Raw genomic sequence first — 17,518 nt, forward strand, 5'->3', positions numbered from 1 at the left:
GATAACCAATGGTAAAGCAATAACATGTAATGCAAAGAAGCGGTTAAGCGTTGCACCTGATATTACATAATCACCACGGATCCAAAGTGTTAAGTCATCACCAATAACCGGAATAGCCCCGAATATGGCCCTAACGAAATCTCTATTCCTAATTTAGCACTAGCTTGCGTACTATTTTGCAAGGCAATGGATGGCGAATAAAAAATTAAAAAAAATATAATTAAATGTACTAAAGCTGCAAGTAAAATTGCACCAGACCAAGCCCATACACCTAACTTTAAAGCTGTATCTTTCATTGCTGCGCCTGCTCAGTCAATAATTGTAATTTTTTGACACCTATACTATATAAGCCATGTGTAAAGCTTACTAGATGATTTCCAACAAGATCTGCATCAGCTTTTATAGTGATCACAGTGTTAGGACTACGCTTAATAATATCTGTAATCTTGGCAAGTAAATCCGGCTCTGATAACGGCTGATTATCTAGAGCAAAATGACCTTTCTTATTCATTAACACAACAATTGTCTCTGCATCTTTTGCTGTTTCACTACTCGAAGTGGGAGGAGTAATATCAAATGGCTCTGTTGCGCTTAAACTGCCTGCGATCATAAAAAAAATAAGTAATAAAAAGACTAAATTAATTAGCGGTAAAATACGTTCTTCTGTTTGATCAGGTCGTCGCTCAGGGAAATGCATTAATGTAACTCCAAAGGCATATTGGCGCTTATCTCAGTTTGATTATTTACCTGCCATGTTGGGTCTTGAACTAGCTGTAGAGGCGCTATTCTTTGCTCACTTAATACATCTAAAATGTCGATCAATGCCTGCACCGGAGTGTCACCTAAAGGTTGTAGAATTATTGCTTGTTCACTCGGCTTTACTTTGGCTTTCTTTAACAAACTACTTAGCGCAATTTCGTTGTTGTTAAGTAACAATTTATCGGTGGCAACTTGCACTAAAAACGGGGGTAAATCTGTTTTTAAAGACCCCCCTGTATTACTGCTACTATTTACTTCAACGCTATGCCATTTTGTAAAGCTCGAAGCTAACATAAAAAATATGAGCAAAATAAATACCACGTCAATTAGCGGCGTCAGGCTCACCAACGTTTTTCGTTTTGCTTGTTTAGCTGATAGTGTTGGAAATTGATTATACGCTTTTTGCATGCTCAGCCTGCATCGTGTTGACCTGCGAAAACACTACACTCTTTTGCTGTGCGTTGCCCTGATATAAAGCTTCACATCCCTGCTGCGACAAGTCAGTAATAAATACTTGTGTTAATAAGTTGTCCATTTCGTGGGCTAAGTGGTCTACTTGGCGCTCTAAATAATTTAATAATGCCACCACAGGTATAGCCACACATAACCCCACAGCCGTAGTTAGTAGCGCCTCCCAAATACCACCGGATAAAATAGCTGGGTTCACTTTATTACCTGCATCTTCTAGTTGCTGAAACGCAGAAATCATACCCAACACAGTACCTAATAGACCAAGCAATGGCGACAAAGAAGCAATCACTTCTAATGGACGAAAGCCACGTCTTAAGCGAAACAGCGTATCACTACCAAACCTAAGAACGTCTTCACGTACCGCAGGCTCGGCAACATTGTGTGTAATCCCCCTAAACGCACGCGCCATTGCAAGCGTTATTGGGTTTGGATGTCTATTAGCTAAATTAAGTGCATCTTCACATTTTCCTTGCTGCCATAAAACAAGTACACGCTTTGCGAATTGCCGTTGCCAAATATGTGCTTTTTGAAACTGTATAAGCTTTATTAAAACAATGGTTAATGCGATTACCGACATCAACAACAGTATGTATACGACTGCTCCCCCTGTGTTTAAAAGCTCTATAGTCGTTTTGTACCAAGAGGGTGCGCTCATAACTTCAGCATCAGCTATTTTATTTTCTCCCACATCTTTTGTTATATCAGCTAAAGCTGAATCAAACTCTAAAGGTGCAGCCTCACTGACACTAGTTTCATTATTAATTGCGGAAATAACTTGGCTATTATCTACACTGGCTGACTCCTGAGATGAACAGGTAAATGGAAATATAAATAGTACAAATATGATCAAAAAGAATTTTAATTTCACCAACTGCCTCAACTTTTAATTTTATCAATTTTTTATTTACCTACCGCTAGGCAAGCAAGAATGATTACAACTACTTAACTACCGATATTTAATTCGAGATTGGCTGATAACTTTCGCGCTGCAAAAATTCCGAGTGCAGCACTACTAATTAGCAACAAGTCAATTGTTGCAACTGGCCAGTAAGCATCTGTAAATAAAGTTTTAATTAGGTGATCTCCAGTGGTGAGCCAGTTCAATAAAACCGCTGCAATGGCAATAAAAGCTACTGCCCAACATTGCTCAGTCCATGCCTTGATATAACCACTGCGCTTATTTATGAGCACTCTGATCACGCCATGAAATAAACAACACATCCACACACTAAAAAACACATATACTTCAAGGTCACGGACTAAAACACCTGCAAATTGCACTGAGTTATTAAATAGTCGATTAGCTACTAAAAAAGCCCCCGTTGCGATAATAATGCCCATAACTGCGCTCAGGTTATGTACATTCATAAAAAAGATGCTAAAACGTGTGCCGTCATGTTTTTGATTGCGTGCCTGTGTCCAATGTAATAGTCCAGTGGCTATCAAAACACATCCCCCAAGCCCTGCAACAAAGTAAAACCAGCGTAATGGCCAATGATCAAACTGCACATAATGCATACCCGCTACAAAATTAAACACATTAGTAACGGAAGACGACTCGAAGTGCTCTAGCTCTGCACCTGTTGCAACAGAGAACCGTCGGTTATCCATATTTTGTGCCACACTTTTGTCACCACTTAAGCGAAGCGCAATCACACCTTCTGCATCCGCAGGATTACTTACCCGCACCATATAAACAGCACCATGCCCCAGCTCTTCCTCAGTGGCAGTAATTAAAGGGTCTATAGATGTTATCGTTGCAAATTCGCCGGACGCTTTAGGGGTAACTCGCCCTTGTGACTCACCAATAAAACGCCGCCTTGCAGGCGAATTACCTGCGCCTTCTTTGGCTTTAGGAGCTTTACTTTTACTATCGATTTTTTGGCGTGAGCGCGTAATTTCCTTAGCTGGAGTTTTCTGAGTATGTACTGCTTGAGGGTGCATTTGCTCATATACGGCATCGGGCGCTTTAGGAAAATAAATTAAGTGCGCAATCATTAATCCTGACAAAGTAATAACTAAGGTGAAAGGTAATAGTACAACGCCGGTTAGGTTATGCGCATCAAGGTTACCTCGGCTAAAACTACGCCACACTCTAAAGGAAAAGAAATCAGTAAATAATCTACGATGTATCACTATTCCTGAGACTAAAAGGCACAACATGCCAATGCTTGCAATACCCACCAGCCAAGCACCAATATTGCCTTTGCGTAACGTAAGATTATGGTGAAATGGATAAATAAAGCGACTTGCACCTCGCGTATTCGATGCAGGAAGCTGCTCTAACGTCACAGGGTGAAAACTATTTCGCTTAGCTATATGTGACTCTTTGGTATCATAACCCAACGCTAAAAAGGGCTTGCGCTCAGAAGGTAGTACGATACTCCATGCCGTAGCTCCCTCAGAGAGAGTATTGAGTAGAGGAACAATATCGCGATCAACGGATAATTTAGGTGCTGTATCCATATTAATTCGCGTTTGCGGCATCATCCAGCGATCTATTTCTTTATCGAATACTGATAGCGTGCCGGTCCAAAAAATAGCAAACAGTAAACCACTTAACAGCAACCCAGCCCAAGTATGCAAGACACTCATGTTAAATCTAAACCCGGTTTTCATACCAACGCCCCAGCTAACCAAGCTGCAACAAAGGTTATACCCGTAAAGCCGATCACATTTACCCAGGTTAATAACGTATTTCCGCGAGAAAAAGCCCACATTAAAATAACCGGTAAGTAGATAAAGCCTGTCATACTTGCAACAACAACAGCATCAGTCCACACCATACCTAAATGAAAAAGTACTGCCCCCGTAATATTGACAAGCTGCGAGCTGCTAATATAACAAAGCAAGCAAATAACAATTGAATGCACCACCATACTGATACTATAAAGCCATTTATAAACAGCCATAGTGTGATTAACGCGATTATTTAGATCAGTTAACACTGAGCCTTTTACGACCATTTTTTTCACCTAAAAATAAAAATAACATTACGGTTTATTGGTTTTTTCCACTGTGTTATCAAAATAAAAGTACGATATAACTTTGTTGATATAGCCCAATAAACGTGGGCACCACACCAAAGAAAATGCGACTAAAGTCGCCGCCAAACTTAATATTAAAACCCATACCAACGCGCCAAAACTAAAGCCATCATTAAACACCGCTAAAATTAATGACAATGCCACCATAAAAATTCCAATAAAACGCTGTGCTCTGACCGTACCTTGATTTGGAAAGGGTCCACCAATAACAGTACGCCAATGCTGAGTTTGACTAATAGCCCAACAACTAAAACCAACATAGGCACAGACAAACGACGCGATTAATCCGATGTGCATCATAAAATTCTTCAAAACCTCTCTTGATAATGAGCTCGTAACTTTACGCTAGTCCAAAAAGCACTGGCAGCCGAGATTAGTAGCACCAAGTCTGTAGCCGCTACAGGCCAGTAAGTATCTGTAAACACTGTTTTAATAAGGCCATCCCCTGTTCCCACCCAGTTTAAAATAACGGCAAAAACAGCAACAACAGCAATAAATCCACATTGCTGTGTCCAAGCCCTTAAGTATCCATATGATCTATCTTGTAAAACACTTAGCAAAGCATGCAACAAGCTAAGTAACCAAACGCTGAAAAATGCATATATTTCAGCTTTATCTCCCATAACAGCATCCAAATATGGGGATATATCCCTTACTCTGTTAGTAAGTAAAAACACACCTGTTGCAGCAATAATGCCGGTTATAACCGCAATATTATGTGCATTCATTAGAGCGACATTGAGAGGAGGGTTTAGGTTATTTTTATTACTCGCGGTGGTCCAATGCACTAAGCCCGTAGCAATTAATAAACAGCTACCTAAACCAGCAAAAAAATACAACCAACGAAGTGGCCAATGATCAAATTGGATATAGTGCATGCCACTTATAAAGTTCCAAATGCCAACAGCTTGCGAGCCAGTAAATGACCCTTTTGGCTCTCCTGTCATAGTATTAAAACGCTTATGATCATTACTTTTTGTAACCGAATCATCGCTATGTCTTCTAAACACAACAGAGCTATTAGTATCACCAGGATGATTTACTCGTACTAAATAAACACCTCCTTTACCCCAATCTGATTCAGCCTCTGAAATCATCTGTTCAATGGAGGCAAAATGGCCTTTTTCTCCGCTGGCAGACTCACGAATATGACCTAGCACCTTTGCTGAAAATAAACGCTGAGCATCTTTTTCATTCGCGACCTTATTACTATTCTCAACACTAATAGCTTGCTGATAAACGCGACTAATTAATTGAGGAAAATAGACTTGTTGTACAATAATCAACCCTGACAAAGTTATAACAAGAGTAAATGGTAGTAACACAACACCAGTTAAATTGTGCAGATCTAAATTAGCTCTGCTGAACTTACGAAATAAACGTAAAGAAAAAAAATCGGTAAATATTCGCCGATGAATAACAATGCCTGAAACTAACAGACAGAGCATTGCAATACTTGCAACCCCTACCAGCCATGCACCTAAATCATCTTTACGCAGCGTCAAGTTATGATGAAAAGGGTAAATAAAACTACTAGCATTAGGTCTATTCGCTTTTGTTAATGGTGCAAGCGTAACTGGATGAAAATACTCCCGAACATGGCGACGAGGCTTTTTATATGAAGCCGCTTTGATTACATATGGTATACGCTCACGCGGTAACACAATTGTCCAGTAAGCAGCTCCATTTTGCTGCTCACTCAATGGCTGAATAATATCTTTATCTACCGATAACGAAGATGTCACTTTCATTAAGTTAATGCGAGTATCTGGCATCATCCAGCGGTCTATTTCTTTGTCAAATACAGACAAAGTGCCAGTCCAAAATATTGCAAAAATAAGCCCACTTAAAATCAGCCCCACCCATGTATGAACAGGACCCATTCTTACTCGTATGTTAAGCTTTGCGTTTACTGCTTTTCTACTCATGCGCAAGACCAATTAATCAACCAGTCTCTAAACCATGTCGTTGTTAATGTGCAAGTAACGTCACATGGCATATTCAATAAAAAAGATGGAGTGTTTAAAAAGCTTACAGCCATAATCATTTTTCCAACTCGCTATAAGCCGTAATCAAAACAACACTTTCATGTTCATGAAGTAACTACGTCCACGCTCTGAAAACCTAAAAGCGCCAGTGTCTTCACGTACTTTAAAACGCTTTGCATCTGTAAAATTATCAATTGTGAAATTTAGACTAAGCCACTTATTAACGTCATAACTCAATCCAATATCTAAAGTCGCTAAATCTTTTTCACTTTTATCAACCGAGTTACGATCAAAATCAACTCGGGTAATTTGCCCTTCATAATTCGCTCTTATGTAACTAGATAACTTATCGGTTGGATAATAATTAAGGACAACGGAACCGGTGTGATCAGGAACACCAACTAACGAATTACCATCTAATTGCGCCAGAGTATCGCCAAAAGGGCGCGCGCCTGCAGGTGTATTAATAACAACATTACTGGCATCTATGGAAGAATCGGTATAGGTATAGTTAATTTTCAGCGCCAACTTTTCAGCTATATCCCAATTTCCCTCTAACTCAATACCTTGAATTGTTGCTCCATCAGCATTAAGCCACGTAGCCCAAGCTGGACATTCCTGCGAACCGACACTCCCAGAGTCGCAATACGCTGCAATAACGCCGTCATTGCCATCACTAAAGTAGTAAGATTGCGTGCTGAGTATTTTATTGGTGAAATCGTTGTAGAAAAAAGTTGTGCCAAAACTCAGGTTTTTATTGTTGTTATACATAGCACTAACCTCATAGTTGGTGCTTTTTTCTGGTTTTAAGTTTGGATTACCCATGATCACAAATTGATCATTACCGCCGCCGCGTGATGAGCCCGTAGTTTCATCAATTTGAGTGATTTTTGGACTTTTATAGCCCGTTGCAATACCGCCTTTAAAAGTTAAGTTTTCACTATAATTAAAAACAAAATAAGCACGTGGGGAAGTATGTTTGCCAAAAAATTCATTGTCAGTTAATCGAGCGCCTAACGTTAAATATAACTTTTGGCTAATAAGCTCCCACTCATCTTCAGTAAAAATAGCCCAATCAGTGACCTTTCTTGTGCCAAAACTACCTGAATGACCTCCGCCCAAATCACTATTGGCTTGTTCATCGTTAGTCCACTGCAAACCCGTAGTTATAAGGTGACGACCAAAACCGGTTAAAAAGCGCGCATCGGCAACTTTATTTTCCGAACTTGTGGTAAATTCGTAAGTTTTTGGATAACGATATCTTTCATAACTTTCTTGGTAATATTTGACTTCTAAATCACCCAGCTCAAAACGCTTATTGTAGGTTATACCCCAAGAGTCTCGTGTCCACTCTCGATCAACAGCGGACCGACTTGTTTGTTTTAACACGCCACCAGGATTGCTGGTATAACGCTGCTTTGAGGTTGAAAAATCAAATGTTAAATCGGTATCTTGATTGGCTATAAGGTTTAACTTACCGCCTAAAGTACGCTTTTGAGATTCTTGGTAACCGCCTAAATATTTATCCTCATCTTGCAGTATTTCACTACCCCATAAAGAAACACCCATAGTGTTTTTAATAATCGGCCCAGATAAGTAAAAATCCGCTTGGCGTTTATTCGACATCACACCACTATCAGGCGCTTGAAAGCCATACCCTACGCTGCCGCCCCATTTTTCAGGCGTTTTTTTGGTAATAATATTAATTACCCCACCCATAGCATCACTACCATATAGCGAGCTCATGGGCCCGCGAACAACCTCAACACGGTCAATAACTGATACCGGTGGTATGAAACTGCTATCTAGATCTTCATTATTTAATTCTCTTGGGTTAGCTGTTTCTGAGCGAACGCGTTTTCCGTCAACCAATACCAATGTGTACCCTTTAGGCATGCCCCTAATTGATATACCACTATTAGCACCTGAGCCAACAACGTTAACACCTGGCACTTCATTAGTAATATCTTGTAAAGAACTAAACGGGCGCTTTTCCAGAGTATCATTTGAAAGCACGCTAATACTTGCCGGTGAATTTTTGATTTCTTGAGAATATCCTGCAGCAGTCGTTACCGTTATTGGCCCTAAAGACAACGGCTGACTGTTAGTTTTGGCCTTTACTTTCTCTAACGTTACCGCATTTGTAGTGACAAACCGGTAACGTATATTAGTGCCAGACAATAAAACATTAAGCGCTTGAGCTGGGGTCAAATCACCTTTAACTTCAGCAGACATATACTGTGCTGTCGGTATCCCCGTGTATAAAACCTGAACGTTAGTAATAGCAGAAAAATCAGTAATAGCCTTTGACAATACTTTAGCTTCAAGATCAAATTGATAGCGTGCTGCGTGCTGGTGAGCAGTATTTTCAACTTGCGGTTTAACTGCAGTATTAGCCTGCAGTGAATGACTGGCTATGAACGCCAAGGTTAGTATTGAAAACAACCCAATACGTTTATTAACACGAAAATCCATTAAGCGCCCTTTAGTAAAAGTAATACGAATAATTTACACCTACAATTAAGACGTATCTCACTCACACTTTCCCCCAGTGCGGTTAAAAAAAATTATGCAGCTATTACAGCCAGAAAGAATTTAACTAGGGTGTGCGCTATTTGAAAGGTAAGAAAGAGGAGAAAAACTAACGCTTATTTAACCTGATCTTTAGTCAAGTTATTCACTCACACATTAATTTATTGTATTAATATTCGTTTTACTCTCAAGCCGGAGATAAATTTATTATTCGAAGTTCAGGTTCTTTAGTGCAACATGACTAAATAATCAGTTAGGCGAGTTTGTTTTAACGCTAAGGTTTCAGTGATCATTTCCAACGCAGCATCGGGGTCATTAATAGAAAACACACCACTAATCTGCAAATTATTAACTGAATCATCAGTAATAATTATTTTCCCTTTACGATAACGATTCAGTTTAGCAACAACCTCACTAAGCGCAGCGCTATAAAAAACAAGCTGCCCACGCTGCCAAGCATTAACCACTGCTGCATCAAATTCACTAACGGCGCCAATGCCCGTTGAAAAAAGCTTAGCTTGTTGATTTGCAGATAAGTTTTTCCTAAGTTTTCTAGCTTGATTCGACGTCAGTGCAACGCTTCCTTCAAACAGACTGACAGTGGCTGAGTCGCTATACAAACTAACATTAAATTGAGTGCCAGTAACAGTGACCGTCCCTTGTGTTGTATTTACCACAAAAGGGCGTTCACTATTTTTAGCAACATTAAATCTAGCCTCGCCTTGAAGCAATACCACTTCCCGTAACTGTTTGGTATAATTAACTTTAATTGCGCTATTAGTATTAAGGATAATTTCGCTATTATCATCCAGTTGCACAACTTTTTGCTCACCAACGTTACTGTAATAGTCACTTTGTAAGCGCAGCGGCCAGTTTTGTTGCCAACCAACACCTGCTATAGCAACAAAAAGCGCAACACTTGCAACGGCTGCATAAAATGGCCGTGATACACGCTTAATGAAGGTTTTTTGAACGGTTGGCTCTAATATTAAATCGTTTTCAGATAGTTCCGAGTGCGTCAGTACATCCCATAACGAACTCATATCATCGTATGCTACCCGATGTAAAGGGTCTGCAAGTAGCCAAGTATTGAACTGTGCTTTTAACTGACAGCCTTGTGATTCTTGAAGATCACTGTCGTGCATGCGGGCATGCCATACTGAAGCTTGCTCTAAGATAGCCTCCGGTATCTCAGCTGTATACTTACTTGCCATCTCAACCATACTGATTAAGCCTTACAAAAATACAACTTAACAAAAAGCAAATACCAATCAGAAAGTTTATTATAAAAATAACTTTTACTTGGTTGACCAACTTGATAAATGCGTAGTTAAAAATCGTTAAAATGGGTGAATAAATAAAAAAACTCAAACCTGTCGCCCCGCCTCTCGCAAGCATTGACGACAATGAACCATAGCTTTTGCAATGTGCTTTTCAACCGTTTTAATACTGATACCCAATATCTGCGATATTTCTCGCATTGTTAGTCCTTGCCTGCGATACAGTATAAATACTTCTCGGCATTTGTCTGGTAATTCGGCTATGGCCTGCTCTAATACAGCCAGTTGTTGTTTAGAAATTAATACATCAGTATGTGTAGGGGAAGGGCAAGCGACTTGCTCACATTGCCTTTGCTCTTGAGGCGACACTATTTGCGCTTGCCACTGCTGGGCTGTTTGTTGTTGACGAAATTGATCTACCAACAGATTACTAGCCATGCGATATAAGTAAGCTTTTGGGTTACTGGGTAACTCAATATGCGTATTAACAGCACGTAGCCATGTTTCCTGAACGACTTCCTCTGCAACGTCAACAGAACCCGCACGCAAGCGAATGTGTTTTACAAGCTCACCATAATAAGTCTCAACGGCTTGTGCTAAGGTTTGAAAAGGAAATGAAGCCAAGGTCTACTACTCACCTTAAATGCAATGTTTCGTCAATAAACGCTAATAATAACTTTTTGCATTAGCAAATGTAAAGAACTCCAGCAATTAAAGGCCATACATAAGCAACAGTAGCTTACCCACTTATGCTTATGTATTTAACTATTTTGGCATTACTTACCTTTGCCTCGCCAGCCGCTCCATACATCATCTATATCATCGGCTTTATTTCTGTTCTTTTTCTTACCAGTACCTTCAGGCTTGGCCATTGGCTTGTCATTTTTAAGCGCCTCGGCGGCATCAAGGTTGGCTTGGTTTACGGCAAAGCCTGTTACTTCTTCACGCTCTAGGCGTAGTTTGTTTTTCTTTTCGATAATTTTAAAGTGATGAAAGTCTTCATAATCAATCAGTGATAACGCTAAACCTACTTCACCAGCACGGCCACTTCGGCCAATGCGGTGCATGTAATCAGCAGGGCTACGCGGTAAGTTAAAGTTAATCACTACTGGCAGTTTGGCAATATCTAAACCACGGGCCGCAATATCCGTGGCTATTAGTACTTCTATTTCGCCATTTTTAAACTTTTCGATTACCCGAGTACGTTCACTTTGGCCTTTATCGCCATGGAATACTTGCGCATTAACGCCACGTTTTTCGAGCTTACTGGCTAAGTGCTCACAATCTTTTTTAGCGTTTACAAAAATCAGTGCTTGGCGCCATTGCTGCTGTTTAATTAAATGCGCTAAAACCGTAGTTTTCTCGCCTTTATTAACCGTAAATACGCGCTGTACTAAGGTGCTTTCGTCTTTGTTTTGAACTTGTATTTCAACCGGATTATTTAACAGCTCTTGCGTTAAAAGCGTTACTTGCTCTGGGAACGTCGCTGAAAACAACATGGTTTGTTTTTTAGCGGGCATAAGCGCTAATAAGTTAGCCAATTCTTCGGTAAAGCCAAGGCTTAATAAGCGATCGGCTTCATCAAGCACTAAGGTGCTGACTCTATCGAGCTTAATCGCATTACTTGAAATCAAATCAAGTAACCGCCCAGGGGTTGCCACGATAATATCGGCGCCGCCACGTAATGCCTGCATTTGCGTATTAACCGACACCCCACCAAACACCGCAACGGTTTTTATTGCGCCATTAAAATTTGCAGAATACGACTTAACACTATCAGCCACCTGCGTTGCCAGCTCTCGCGTTGGCACTAAAATCAGCCCTGTTACAAAATTACCTTTACTCGCTGCTTTTTTAGCGCCTTGCTCTAAAAATAGGGTTTGTAGCATAGGCAAAGCAAAGGTCGCTGTTTTACCAGAGCCGGTATTCGCCCCTGCAATTAAGTCACTGCCCGCCAAAATACTTGGAATTGCTTTTGCCTGAATCGGCGTAGGCTGGGTGTATTCAAGATCAGACAATCGAGCAATTAGCTCTGGGATAAGGCCAAGTTCGTTGAAATTACTAGGATTTGCGGCTGAGGTCATAAAAGGTGCGGGCTCATTACTAAAAATAGCCTGCAATTTTAGCGTATTTATTGCCCGTTAAGTAGAGATTAGTGATTTAAATGTAGTTTAGGTAACAGCTGAGCGCTTCGAGCTACAAATTACGAGCAGGTTTGTGATTTTTGTAAACTCGGATTTATCCCGCGCTTTTATTATTATGTTTAGAATAATCTTTTTAAACAAAGTATTTGGCTATGTTCCCAAGCTTTGCTGCAAAATAAAATCTGTAAGCCAGTAATTTGAAATTCCAGCCCCTTTAGAGCGGAGCTGGATTAAGTTTATTGATCTTTATTTATGTTAACTCCAGCGAATATCATGCTTACTTTTGGGCTTTGCTAATAGGGCGCAACACGACAATGGCCATTCCGAATAATAAGGTAGCAAGAATTACCATTCCTATTGCTCCAAAACTGTAAGCAAACCCTGCGATTCCAGACCAAATAGCGACACCAATATGCATCATGGTGATTCCCATAGACATTAATACGCCACGATGAGTTACCGATAATTCAGCGATATAGCTTTGTAAGGCCGGCGATCCGATCCCACCTGCCATCGACCAAAACGCTAACAACAAAAGCAGAATAGCCCAATGCTCTGTGGGATAAGAATAAAACCCGACACTAACAAGCAAACATACAATCAAAGCAACTCTCATTATTTGACGTCCATTGCCAAAACGCTGCATCAAACGGGGCATCAACATATTGCCAATCACACTTATTACCCCCAAAATGGCATATAAGCTCCCCACTAACCACATTGATACATTTAAGCTGTCACGTAAGTGCTGGCCAATAAGATTAAACAAACCAATACCGCCACCGAGACCAAAGCACATAGCAAGCAAGGCGCCTGCCGCACCTGGAATCGCCCATATTTTAACAGGTTGCTCTTTACTTATGTTTTGTGGACTCACCTTTTCAACTGGTAATTTGTTAGCAGCTAGTATTCCAAGTAAAGCAGCTACACACCAAGCACAAACTCCAAGAACGATAAATGCAGCGCGCCAAGAAAGCCATTCAGCTAAAATAGCTCCCACTGCAGGGCTCGCTATCATACCCAGAGTAAGGCCAGCTTGAACCCAAGCAATCCGTTTTACAGCATCTGCACCTGAAGAATCAGCGGCAATTGCAAAGGCAATAGGTAGCATACCTGCACTGGCAAGCCCTGTAAGTACTCGGGTCGTTAATCCCCATTCAAATGTATCTACTAATCCGGTCGCAATCGACGCAGCACCAAATAGCAATGCCGCAGGTAATAGCACCCACAAACGACCATGGCGATCAGATAATGCTCCCAATACAGGTGCAACCATTGCCAAAGCCACACTGTAAGCTGTAATAAATAAAGTGACCCGCTCTGGCTCAACTCCTAAATCGTTACCGATTGGAATCAAGATTGGCCCTAGCATCAGTTCATCCGCGCCCACTAAAAAAGCAATAAAGAATAATAATATTTTTAATAACATAGCATTTAACCTTTCACTACTTCTGCATATTGGGTATTAATAATAGATTGAATGTCCACTATTCGGTCTGGCCAATCAGCAACAAAGCTCTGCTCGTGTGAAACGATAATCACTGTTCCAGTGTATTCCATCAAGGCTTGTTTAAGTGCAGCTTTTACTTCCATATCTAAATGTGTTGTCGGTTCATCAAGCACTAATAAATTAGTCGGTTTTAATGCTAAACAACATAGCTTTACTTTAGTTTGCTCACCACCACTTAGCGATTCAATGGGCTGTATTGCTAATTTCCCCGCCACACCAAAACGCGCAAGCTGCTCTCTTGCGGTCTTATCATCCAACCCATCGCACACCGATTTGAGCAAATTTACCGGTGTCGCTTCAGGATAAGACCAATACAACTCTTGCTCAAAATAACCCAACTGCAAAACAGGTGATAATGCAATCACTCCCGATAATGGTGCTAATTCTCCGACTAAGGTTTTTAATAACGTTGATTTACCAATACCATTAAAACCTGTAATCACCACTTTTTCGCCACGCATAATAGTAAGAGAAATCGCTGGCAATAATGGCCTAGAGTAACCAATTACCAGATCCAATGTTTTAAGCATCTCTTGCGCATTAGAGGTTGAGCTTCTAAACATAAACGTTATTGGCTTATTTTGCTTAGGAGGCACCAGCCGTTCGATACGTGTTAGTTGTTTTTTGCGCCCATTAGCAATGCTGGCATTCACTCCAGCTCCATTTTTTGCAATGAACAGCTCCAACTTATCGATATGCTTTTTTTGAGCTTGGTATTGCTTAATATAAGCCGCATCATCATTGGCTTTCTGAGCCATAGACTTTGCCACATTACCTTTGTATTTTCGGATAGTTTGTCTATCTATATCGCATATATTAGTTGCGATACTATTCAAGAAGGCTTGATCGTGTGAAACCACCATAAACGCACCTTCAAACTCATTTAAGTACTCTGTTAGCCACTTAATATGTATAACATCTAAATAGTTAGTAGGCTCATCCAACAAAAGCACATCAGGTAAAAGTAATAATATCCTCGCCAACATCACCTTATGACGCTGTCCACCACTTAATTTAGCAAGTTGAGTCTGCATTCCAAATGCCGTGATCCCGAGCCCTTCAGCCATAGCATTAATTTTATTATCGATCACATAAAATGACTGACTTTCTAACTTTGTCTGGATCATTGCAGCTCGATTAAGCTGGCTTTGCTGAGTACTTTTTTTTGAGCAAGCATAAATATCTAACATTTGCGCTTCGAGTAAATACAGCTCAGAAAATGCTGTTCGCAAATAATCATATACCGAGAGCAAATCATTCATTTGAGCATGCTGATCAAGATAGCCAATTTTAATTGCAGGTTGCCAAATAATATCGCCCTCATCAGGTAATAACTCTGCTTGAAGCAGTTTAAGTAGGGTGCTTTTACCTACACCATTTGCACCGGTTACACCAACATGCTCACCAGCTAAAAGAGTAAACTCAGCATTTTGATATAAAGCTTTATCACCAATGTGGTAAGTAACACTTTTTAAATTTAATAAACTCATTGTTTTTACACCAAAAAAACGAGGGGCGGTATATGACATACCGGCCCCTCGTTTCAAGAATCATCGAAACTTTGTTTATGATTTTTTCTAACCATCAAAAACAAAAAAGGCCGACGATGAAGTTCATCGTCGGCCTTTTTCTGTAATGATCAGATACAACTACCCCTCCCTTATTTTAGAGGGATCACGTTATACCTGATGAAGATTCAGAAAACATCAAGCTCCGAGCAACACTTCATCGTGATAGTGCGCGGAGCAAAGCCTCCTGACAAAGTTCTTGAATAAGATGTAAAACATTACAGATAACTATAAAATTGAATAGTGCGGATTCTAGCTAAATATCTTTTTTCGGTCAATAGTTGAGCTGCGACGTATCCAAAGTATGCCTCTTTTACAACTGCCGGCTTTGGTTGATCCCGGTTCATTTTTGCTAATTTACTTTAAAATAAGACATACAAGCTCACACCAATGCTAGGCCTGCGTTTTTATCAATGGGGTATCTTGGCTTTTTAAGAACTCAACGGCCTTTGCTTGATATTCTTTAATAAAAGATTCTGAGGTTAATTTTTCTACCGTTGACAAAGAAGACCGCGCATATCCAACAACTTTACTAAAAGAGCGAGGGTGCTCTTTTCGCATTTGTTGTGCTTCCTTAACACCAAGTTCAAAAAATGCTGTTATATCGATTTTATCACTTGAAGAAAAACCTCTGTTCTGGAAGTTGATCCCTTCAAGAGAGCCCTTTACATCCATAACATCCCCCCAAAATGTTCCTCTGAGGCTTTCTGTGTTACCGCTTGCTCTTTGTGTATCCGACTCAAGTTTTCTCACCGCATCAACTATCCCTTTGAATTCATTGATCGACATATTACTAAAATCAAAGCCTTCAGGATTAAGCAGCGCACTATAGGGTGAGCTTTTTTGTGCTTCGCCAGTAAATGCAGCAATCGCTTCTGGCTCTGCCTCAGCCTCAGCCTCTATTTTAGCATCAGTATCTGTCACTTGCTGCTGAGGGGCTATCTGCGTTTTGGGCTGATTTATAGTAGTAAGACTTACCGCTTGATGGATATTAAAGTTAATAGTCATAAAAGTTCCTTTTTAGTTGTTCTGCATTCAAGTATTTCTGTATCGGCTGACTTACTTATTAGTTTAGGACTTATTTTGGGTACTTCACCTAAATCATTTTGCTAGACAGATATCGCCATATATACATTGTAGCCATGACGAAAAAAGCCTGTATTTCTGGCACGTTTATTAGCTACTCTGTAGGGGTTAGTGGTTTTAAAAATGGCTTTGATGAAAATATTCGACCCACTAGTTAGAACGAAGCGACGTTGTTCATTGATTTAGCTAGATAAAAACCATAGCACGACGGCTAAAGTAACTCTATCTGACTTCAGGTTAGAGAAAAACGATAGAAACAGGCAGCGCAGCACATACTTTTGAGCTAATAGGTATTTACTAATTTATCTAAAAATAAATAGATCTTTTGGTTCATAGCATCATAGTCATGAGCAAGTAATACTTCTGGCTCCTCAACAAAGCGGTATTTTGCAGTTTCACTAAGATCATCATGCTCAATTAGCAAGGCTACAACCTCTTTAGTTAGCTCCATATGACATTGAAAACCAAATACTCGCTCATTATAAGCAACGATTTGCCTTGGGCAGCCCTCGCTATATGCGATGATCTTTGCATCAGGTGTCAGCCCCGGCATATCATTGTGCCAATGACCGACTTCTAACACTTTATCGAAGTGCTCAAACAAGGGGTGCACTAAACCTGCTGGTGTTAAAGTAATTGGAAATTTACCAATCTCACGCTCAGGACTATGTTCATAATGAGCACCTAATGCTTCACCAATCAACTGAGCCCCTAAACAAACGCCAAGTACAATTTTCCCAGCAGCAATCGCTTTTAAGATTAGGGCTTGCTCACCTTTTGCATCAAAATAAGGGCATTGTTCAATTGTTGTATTAGGACTTTGAGGGCCACCCATTACAATTAAAATATCAATATCTTTAATCGCATCTAACAGAGGGCTACCTTCATACACCTTAGAATAACTAATAGTATAACCCTGCATTCTAGCCCAAGTTTCGTATGCACCTGGCGCTTCAAAATACTCATGGATAATAAAGTGAATATGCATTTTTTTGCCTTTTAAATAACAGAGGCTCACGATGATATACCAAATCAGAGCTATGCGTTTTATACTAACAGACACAAAACATCGATAAACCGCCACCATGCAAGCTAACGAGCTAATCCAAAGTTATACTCATAAACAGCTAATA

Annotated in this window: 16 protein-coding genes and 1 pseudogene; all 17 read right to left on the reverse strand. The window is 40.1% G+C overall.

The window, feature by feature from the left end; translation table 11 throughout:
- Positions 1–129, reverse strand: a pseudogene (locus H5186_RS19945) (cytochrome b N-terminal domain-containing protein); the annotation flags it as partial.
- A complete protein-coding gene (locus H5186_RS19950; protein WP_182794857.1) occupies positions 90–296 on the reverse strand; it encodes a hypothetical protein in 207 nt (68 codons plus the stop codon). The gene H5186_RS19950 and the pseudogene H5186_RS19945, both read right to left, overlap by 40 nt.
- Positions 293–697, reverse strand: coding sequence for a biopolymer transporter ExbD (locus tag H5186_RS19955; RefSeq protein ID WP_182719654.1), 405 nt, complete (start codon positions 695–697; stop codon positions 293–295). Before H5186_RS19955 ends, H5186_RS19950 begins: the two co-directional genes overlap by 4 nt.
- The gene (locus tag H5186_RS19960; RefSeq protein WP_182719655.1) at positions 697–1,167 is read right to left on the reverse strand and encodes a biopolymer transporter ExbD; all 471 of its coding nucleotides are present in this window, start codon (positions 1,165–1,167) and stop codon (positions 697–699) included. The genes H5186_RS19955 and H5186_RS19960 overlap by 1 nt, the downstream gene beginning before the upstream one ends.
- The gene (locus H5186_RS19965; protein WP_182740148.1) at positions 1,151–2,098 is read right to left on the reverse strand and encodes a MotA/TolQ/ExbB proton channel family protein; all 948 of its coding nucleotides are present in this window, start codon (positions 2,096–2,098) and stop codon (positions 1,151–1,153) included. Before H5186_RS19965 ends, H5186_RS19960 begins: the two co-directional genes overlap by 17 nt.
- A gap of 74 nt (positions 2,099–2,172) precedes the next feature.
- Positions 2,173–3,849: a PepSY domain-containing protein gene (locus tag H5186_RS19970; RefSeq protein WP_182794858.1), complete on the reverse strand. Its 1,677-nt coding sequence runs from the start codon at positions 3,847–3,849 to the stop codon at positions 2,173–2,175.
- Complete coding sequence (locus H5186_RS19975; protein ID WP_182719658.1) at positions 3,846–4,196, reverse strand: hypothetical protein; 351 nt, start codon at positions 4,194–4,196, stop codon at positions 3,846–3,848. Before H5186_RS19975 ends, H5186_RS19970 begins: the two co-directional genes overlap by 4 nt.
- 27 nt (positions 4,197–4,223) lie before the next feature.
- The gene (locus tag H5186_RS19980; protein ID WP_182719659.1) at positions 4,224–4,577 is read right to left on the reverse strand and encodes a DUF3325 family protein; all 354 of its coding nucleotides are present in this window, start codon (positions 4,575–4,577) and stop codon (positions 4,224–4,226) included.
- A gap of 8 nt (positions 4,578–4,585) precedes the next feature.
- On the reverse strand, positions 4,586–6,205 hold the full coding sequence (locus H5186_RS19985) for a PepSY domain-containing protein (RefSeq protein WP_182740150.1): 1,620 nt from the start codon (positions 6,203–6,205) through the stop codon (positions 4,586–4,588).
- Positions 6,206–6,349: 144 nt separating this feature from the next.
- Entirely contained in the window at positions 6,350–8,740 is a 2,391-nt protein-coding gene (locus H5186_RS19990) for a TonB-dependent receptor (protein ID WP_182718831.1), read from the reverse strand.
- 284 nt (positions 8,741–9,024) lie between these two features.
- Entirely contained in the window at positions 9,025–10,020 is a 996-nt protein-coding gene (locus tag H5186_RS19995; protein WP_182718830.1) for a FecR family protein, read from the reverse strand.
- 144 nt (positions 10,021–10,164) lie between these two features.
- Positions 10,165–10,701 carry an RNA polymerase sigma factor gene (locus tag H5186_RS20000; protein ID WP_182718829.1) on the reverse strand — a complete coding sequence of 179 codons (537 nt, stop codon included), beginning with the start codon at positions 10,699–10,701 and terminating at the stop codon, positions 10,165–10,167.
- A gap of 152 nt (positions 10,702–10,853) precedes the next feature.
- Complete coding sequence (locus H5186_RS20005; protein WP_182794859.1) at positions 10,854–12,161, reverse strand: DEAD/DEAH box helicase; 1,308 nt, start codon at positions 12,159–12,161, stop codon at positions 10,854–10,856.
- Between the two features lie 337 nt (positions 12,162–12,498).
- Positions 12,499–13,650: an MFS transporter gene (locus H5186_RS20010; RefSeq protein WP_182718827.1), complete on the reverse strand. Its 1,152-nt coding sequence runs from the start codon at positions 13,648–13,650 to the stop codon at positions 12,499–12,501.
- A gap of 5 nt (positions 13,651–13,655) precedes the next feature.
- Positions 13,656–15,260: an ABC-F family ATP-binding cassette domain-containing protein gene (locus tag H5186_RS20015; RefSeq protein ID WP_259398521.1), complete on the reverse strand. Its 1,605-nt coding sequence runs from the start codon at positions 15,258–15,260 to the stop codon at positions 13,656–13,658.
- Between the two features lie 432 nt (positions 15,261–15,692).
- On the reverse strand, positions 15,693–16,307 hold the full coding sequence (locus H5186_RS20020) for a hypothetical protein (protein WP_182718826.1): 615 nt from the start codon (positions 16,305–16,307) through the stop codon (positions 15,693–15,695).
- A gap of 361 nt (positions 16,308–16,668) precedes the next feature.
- Positions 16,669–17,373: a type 1 glutamine amidotransferase gene (locus H5186_RS20025; RefSeq protein ID WP_064435637.1), complete on the reverse strand. Its 705-nt coding sequence runs from the start codon at positions 17,371–17,373 to the stop codon at positions 16,669–16,671.
- Between the last annotated feature and the right edge of the window lie 145 nt (positions 17,374–17,518).

The organism is Pseudoalteromonas sp. SG41-2, from assembly GCF_014164535.1.
Taxonomy (GTDB): Bacteria; Pseudomonadota; Gammaproteobacteria; order Enterobacterales; family Alteromonadaceae; genus Pseudoalteromonas; species Pseudoalteromonas rhizosphaerae.